The following is a 6770-nucleotide window of genomic DNA, read 5'->3' as shown; positions in this document are numbered from 1 at the left end:
GTTAGCTTCAAGATACATGCCTTCTTTTAAGCTTTCATTTTTAACTTCAATAAATGCTGAGATGGTTTGCGTTGTAGCATCAATACTTCCGTTAACACGAGAAATATTACCTGAAAATGTTTCGGTATTTTCAATATTATTTAAAACTACTTTTTCACCAACTCTTAAAAGGCTAGCATAGGTTTTACTTAATGCAACTTCCATTTCGTAAACCGAAGGATTAATAAACTCCCCTAATTTTTGTCCGTTTCTAATTAAAGAACCTTCTGTAACTAACACTTGTGTTAAAATCCCTGAAAAAGGAGCAGAAATAGTATACTTTGCTAAACGTTGTTCTAAGGTTTTTACATTAAAATAATTAGTAACAATACCGCGACCTGTAATAAAATAATTTTCTTTATCTGAAGTCATCTCTGGCAACTTTAGTGTTGTTTTATTTAAATCGAAACCATTTAAATAACTTTGCCATTTTGGAAATATATCTGGAAAATCTAAACGTAAGTCTGGCATAATTGCTGCGATTGAATTATACAAATTACTTTTTGCAGATTGAACCGTTGCATAATACTCTGAATTATCCACACGAATTAAAGACTGTCCTCTTCGGTAGTTTTGTCCTGCTCTAAACAAGTGGCTTCCAGAACGAAAAACACCTTGTACCTCAGAATACAACTCTACACGTTGTTTTGCTTTTAAGTTTCCATTTGCTGGAATAACAATAGGAATAGTGGTGTTTTGAATAGTATCTACAAAAACAGTTTTTATAACTTTTGCAGCAACTGGTCTCTTTTTGTTTTTACTTTCTGAAATACTTTCAGCTAAGAAATAAGCGATTACAATAAATAAAACACCTATTAAGGATAGTATAATTTTGCGCATTAATTTAGTTTTGATAATAAGACTGCAAAATTAGGCTTTAGTTTAAGCCTTATACGTTAAAGAAAGCTTAAAAAGATTAACTAAAAGCTTCTAGTTGCAATGTGATTTCTTCCCAGTTTTGCATTAATGTATCGAGCTTGTCTTTTTTAGCTTGATAATTTTCAAAGAAATTAGCTTTAGACACTGTTTCCTCGTAATTAATAGCTAACTCTACGTCTATCTCTTTAATTTCTTTTTCAAGTTGATTTATTTTAGACTCTGTATTACTTAACTTATTATTAAGCGACTTTACTTTCTTTTGATCCTCGTAAGACTGCTTATTCTTTTCTTTTGGAGCTTCCTTTGTAACAGTACGCTTCTCTACTTCACGTAAATTATCTACTTGTCGTTTATCAAGATAATAATCTATATCACCTAAATACTTCTTTATTTTTTCATCTTTAAATTCGTAAACTGTAGACGTTAAACCTTGTAAAAAATCTCTATCGTGAGATACCAAAATTAAAGTACCTTCAAAACGCTGAAGCGCTTCTTTTAAAACATTTTTAGATTTTATATCTAAGTGATTTGTTGGCTCATCCATAATAAGCACGTTAAATGGTGACAGCATTAATTTGGCTAATGCTAAACGGTTACGTTCTCCTCCTGATAATACACGAACATATTTTTCTACTTCGTCTCCACGAAATAAAAATGATCCTAAAATATCGCGAACCTTGCTTCTATTAGTTTCGTTTGCAGCATCAATCATAGTATCTAAAACGGTTTTGGTTCCATCTAAATATTCTGCTTGATTTTGAGCAAAGTATCCTATTTGCACATTGTGTCCTAATTTTAGCAATCCGTCGTGTTGGATATCTCCAACCAGGATTTTTGCTAAAGTAGATTTACCTTGTCCGTTTTGCCCAACAAAAGCTGTTTTTGCATCACGCTCTATTAATAAATCTATTTTAGATAATACTTGGTTTTCACCATAGTTTTTAGAAATAGCTTCCGTTTCTACAACTATTTTTCCTGGTGTAATTGAGACTGGAAAATTTAGAGTCATCACACTGTTATCATCAGCATCTACCTCTATTCTATCTATTTTATCAAGCTTTTTAATAAGCGATTGCGCCATAGTGGCTTTAGAAGCTTTTGCTCTAAATTTCTCTATCAGCTTCTCAGTTTGCTCTATCTGTTTTTGCTGGTTTTTTTGTGATGCTAGTTGCTGTGTTCTCAACTCTTCTCGTAACACCAAATACTTAGTGTATGGTTTTGGATAATCGTAAATGCGACCTAAAGAGATTTCAATGGTACGATTGGTTACATTATCTAAAAACATTTTATCGTGAGACACTATAGCTACTGCTCCTGCATAATTTCTTAAGAAACCTTCTAACCAAATAATAGATTCTATATCTAAGTGGTTTGTTGGCTCATCGAGTAATAATACATCGTTATTTTGGAGCAATAATTTCGCTAATTCTATACGCATTCTCCAACCTCCAGAAAAGGTGTCTGTCAACTTTTCAAAATCTTCACGTTTAAAACCTAAACCTTGTAATATTTTTTCGGTTTCACCTTGATAGTTGTAGCCTCCTAATATTTCGTATTGGTGTTGGATTTCGTTTAAATCAATCATTAATTGATTATAACCTTCACTTTCATAGTCTGTACGCTCTGCTAATTGGGTATTGATAACCTCCATTTGGGCTTCAATAGCTTTAATTTCTACAAAAGCTTGGTAAGATTCTTCCAATACTGTTCTTCCTAAAACAAAATCAATGTCCTGTTTCAAAAAACCAATTTTAAGTTCTTTATCACCTGCTATTTGTCCAGAATCTGGTTCTAACTCTTTAGCTAGAATTTTAAGCATGGTGGATTTTCCAGCTCCATTTTTACCTATAAGTCCTACTCTGTCTCCATTTCCTAATTTAAAGGTGATGTCTTCAAAGAGGTATTCTCCTTGAAATGAAATAGATAAATTATGAATATTTAGCATGGATTTGTGACTTATGTTACACAAAATTAAACAGTATAGTTTAACTTTGCTTTATTAATTAACGACTGCAAAAGTACATAAATTATATGTTTAATAAAGGATCTAAACTTTATGGAATAATTACTGGTGTTTGCCCAAAATGCCATGAAGAATCTATGTACACAAATAAAAACCCTTATGCTGTTATGCAGCTTTTTAGTATGCATGAACGTTGTAGCAACTGTAATACAAAATATAAAATAGAACCTTCATTTTTTTATGGCTCTATGTATGTTAGCTATGGTGTTGGTATTGCTTTTGCAGCTGTAGCGTTTGTATTAAGTTTTTTGGTTTTTGAAAGCTCACTTAATATTTCGATAGTAGCTATTATAGCGTCGCAGTTAGTACTCTATCCTATTATTGTAAGGTTATCTAGAAATATCTGGATAAATTTATTTATTAGTTTTGATAAATCTTTGGCTAAAAAATAATTATTCACTTAATCGTATTTTACAACTACACTATAACTTGTGTTTTCTAAGTTTAATTAAATCTATCTATATTGAGTTCCTTCTCTAAAGTAGTATTACTTTCAATATAATTATAGAGTTGGTTCGCTACATAAGGACCAATCATAACACCTCTAGTTCCTAAACCATTAAGTACGAACATATTTTTATGTTTTGGGTGTCTACCTACTAAAGGCCTTCTATCTTTAACAGTTGGTCTTATTCCTGCTACTTGATTTACAACTTCAAAATCGCAAGAAATAAGAGCTTTAAGCTTGCTTAAAAGTTCCTCTTTGGCTTGAGTTGTAATAATGTTATTTTTGTCTGTACGCTCATAAGTAGAACCTATTCTGTATATATCGTTGCCTAACGGAATTATAAATACACTAGATTTTAAAACGTAATCTAATTTTAAATCTGGTGCTTTTATACTTATTAATTCTCCTTTACTTCCTTCTAAAGGTAGTGTGTTAAAAAAAACATTTTTTTTAATACCGTAACCTTCCGCAAAAACAATGTAATTGGCAATAATGTTGTTATATCTTATAACACCTTCGCCTTGAACAATTTTATTGTAATCTATAGACTCTTCAACTAATAAATTTTGTTTTTTTAAGTCTTTTTTATATTCTGAAACAAGTAATTTAGTATCTATTCTTCCTGTTTCTAGAACTTCACCAAAACCAAATTCTGAATTAATTTTTTTATTATTGTTCTTCTGAATTTCTAAAGACATATAATCTGAAAGTCCTTCTTTGTCTGATCGTGCAAACCAATTATTTTGTTCTTCTAAAGAAATGAACCGTTTCCTTACTGGAATTTTATAATCTAATATAATGTTTAAGCGGTTTTCAATTTTAGAATACATTGGTAATGCTAGCGCTAATTGCGCTTTACTTTGCCAAACTGGAGTAAAACGTTTTAAGGTTACAGGATTGTATAATCCTCCAGCTACTGTTGAAGATTGTTGAGAATTGTTATCGAACACAACAAAAGTTTTATTATTAGCTATCAATTGCTCACAAAATGCTATACCTGCTAACCCACAACCTACTATAATGTAATCAACTTCCATAGTAGCAAAGATAATAGATTACTTAACATGAGTAGATTGACACAATAGAATTTATTGAATAAAAAAACGCTCACTTTTACAAGTGAGCGTTTTAAAATATTTTAAAATTTTCGTTTTAGTATGACCACATATCTAACTCGAAGTTTCTAATTTTTTCTTTAATCCTTTCAGATTCTAAAAGTTGCATTAAAGCATTTTCAGCTATATAATCTTCAACTTTACGATCTCCAAACACATTTTCTTCTTTAGTAATCGTTCCATTAAAACGACGTGAATTTAATATATGATCGAAAGAAAAAGGAATTGCACTATTTTTATCATTAAAAGATTTTGCCTCATGCAATACCTCTCTAGCATCTGGAAAGAACACCCAAAATAATGGATTTGGCTCACTGTTCTCGTCACCAGAATCTAAAAAGTTAACATCTGGAGCTGCAGGTGCAATACCTAATAAACGGTATTTTAATTCACCTTGACGCTTATCGAAATACCACAATCCTTTAATAAGATATGCACTTACATTATAAGAAGAAATTTCAGTTTTAGTAATGTATTCAGGATCAACACGACCTTCAGCATTAAACTGATCAAAACCATAATCTAAAGTATCAATTTTAGTAGTTATGTCCATCATTTCTTTAGCTGTTCGCTTTGCTGTAAAATAAGAATCGTTATAAACATTCTCAATTTTACCATCTGCAATAGCCTTAGTTAAAACATCGTATAATGAACGTCTGTTACTTCCAATATTATTAGTATCCACTGGATAATATAACGGAAAGTTTACACGCTCATCTAATACCACTTTCTCCCAAGTCATTTTAGCAAACATAATATCTCTATCGTCTACATAACCATATTCTAATGGCTTGTCATTATCTAAAGCTTTTTGTTCTTCAGTTTTAACACCAATCTCAGATGGAGATTTGGCATTTAAAATGTTAGCTTGAGCATATGCGCTAGTAGAGATTAATACTCCAAATACGACTGCTAATAAAGATTTATAATTCATTTGTTTTCTTCTTTTTTTATTAATTACTTATAAAGTAGTTTAGTTAGCTAACTCTATAACAATTGGAGATGCTGGTTTGATTTTTGGCCCAGTAGATCTTGATTTTATATCAAAAATCGTAACATCGTCACCTCTTCTTGCTTTGTTTATTGCTGCTTTAGCTTGACCACTCATTTTGCTTCCACTTACAGTAATACTTGGTTGTCCAGGTACTTTTACCTTAAACCCAGTTACCGTTAATGGTAATTCGAAATCAAAATCTTTTAAAACAGATTTGATAGTTCCAGCTGCAACGTTTGCTCTTGGTAATTTACCTTGAGACATACCTGCTAATTCACCTGTAGGCTTAGGAATATCTTTAATTCTAAACATTGCTTTATCTGAAGCTCTAGAACCATCATCTAAAGTAGCACTTACACTAATAGTTACTTCTTTACCAGAAGTTGGAACCATATTATACTTACCTGCTTTACCTGCTTTAGATAAACCTGAAGCACTTGCTGTTACTTTATTATCTGGTACACCAGCAAAAGAAATAGTCATTGGGTTTTTAACACCTCTATAAACTACATTCATTTTGTCTGCAGAAATAGTTGCAGAATTTGGTCTTGGCACTACTACGTAGTTTCCAATAATTGGTATAGGTAATGGCTCACCATCTTCTAAGAAAGTAAATTCACCTTTAATATCTCTTTCACCAACACCACCTACATTAAAATCTAAACGTGCAGCTCCTGTAGAATCTATAGCTTTAGACAAATCAATTTCTTGACCATTAACAACTAATTTAGTAGGTGTTACATTCGCATATTTTCCTAAAACAACTCTACCTTGAAACTTTTCACCTGCGAAAAAAGCAGATTTATCTGCTAAAATAATAGCTTTGTAATTCTTTAAAGATACTGCTTCAGTTACAAGGTTCCCTAAGAAACCATTGTACATATTAGTTTCAGTAGCTTTAACATCATTTTGCATTGCAGTTATCTTAGTATAAGATGCTATTGCAGGAAAACCTTGAAAATGATAATCTAACCACTTTTTCTTTACGCCTTCACCATCAATTACTTCTTTTAAACTGAATCGTTCTTCAAAACTCTCTATAACTTTAGTCCACTTAACATCATTACCGATAATATTTTTGATATCAGTTTTATATTTTTCAATAGCTGCAACTACTGCATCACCTCTTTTAGTTAATCGATCACCAGTAAACCAAAGTTCGTCTAAGGCATCACCTTTATCCATTTCTTCATATGGTAAATCGCCATTATCTTCTAGCTCATATTTCCCATTTTTTACAATATCAGATTCTTTTAAATCTCCAAGATATTT

The 6770-nt window shown here is 31.3% G+C and carries 6 protein-coding genes; 1 reads left to right on the top strand and 5 read right to left on the bottom strand.

The genetic code is table 11. The annotated features are described in order from the left end of the window. Nucleotides 1-879, bottom strand: an 879-nt coding sequence (locus tag Q0C58_RS09275; protein WP_290700486.1) for an HlyD family efflux transporter periplasmic adaptor subunit, incomplete at its 3' end; no start/stop codon positions are given. Between the two features lie 76 nt (nucleotides 880-955). Continuing rightward, the gene (locus tag Q0C58_RS09270; protein WP_290700483.1) at nucleotides 956-2863 is read right to left on the bottom strand and encodes an ABC-F family ATP-binding cassette domain-containing protein; all 1908 of its coding nucleotides are present in this window, start codon (nucleotides 2861-2863) and stop codon (nucleotides 956-958) included. Between the two features lie 86 nt (nucleotides 2864-2949). Between Q0C58_RS09270 and Q0C58_RS09265 the strand changes: the two genes are divergently transcribed. Then, nucleotides 2950-3333, top strand: coding sequence for a DUF983 domain-containing protein (locus Q0C58_RS09265; RefSeq protein WP_290700481.1), 384 nt, complete (start codon nucleotides 2950-2952; stop codon nucleotides 3331-3333). Between the two features lie 52 nt (nucleotides 3334-3385). Here the strand turns inward: Q0C58_RS09265 and Q0C58_RS09260 are convergent, their stop codons facing one another. From Q0C58_RS09260 to gldM, 3 genes are all read right to left on the bottom strand, one after another. Next, complete coding sequence (locus tag Q0C58_RS09260; RefSeq protein WP_290700478.1) at nucleotides 3386-4426, bottom strand: FAD-binding oxidoreductase; 1041 nt, start codon at nucleotides 4424-4426, stop codon at nucleotides 3386-3388. A gap of 115 nt (nucleotides 4427-4541) precedes the next feature. Next, on the bottom strand, nucleotides 4542-5438 hold the full coding sequence (gene gldN, locus Q0C58_RS09255) for a gliding motility protein GldN (protein WP_290700462.1): 897 nt from the start codon (nucleotides 5436-5438) through the stop codon (nucleotides 4542-4544). Between the two features lie 39 nt (nucleotides 5439-5477). Further along, the coding region (gene gldM / locus Q0C58_RS09250) for a gliding motility protein GldM (protein WP_290700458.1) at nucleotides 5478-6770 on the bottom strand (1293 nt) is incomplete at its 5' end.

This window comes from Lacinutrix sp. (assembly GCF_023299985.1).
Taxonomy (GTDB): Bacteria; Bacteroidota; Bacteroidia; order Flavobacteriales; family Flavobacteriaceae; genus Lacinutrix.
The sequence above is the reverse complement of the archived record's forward strand: the minus strand, read 5'-3'. Positions and strand labels throughout refer to the sequence as shown.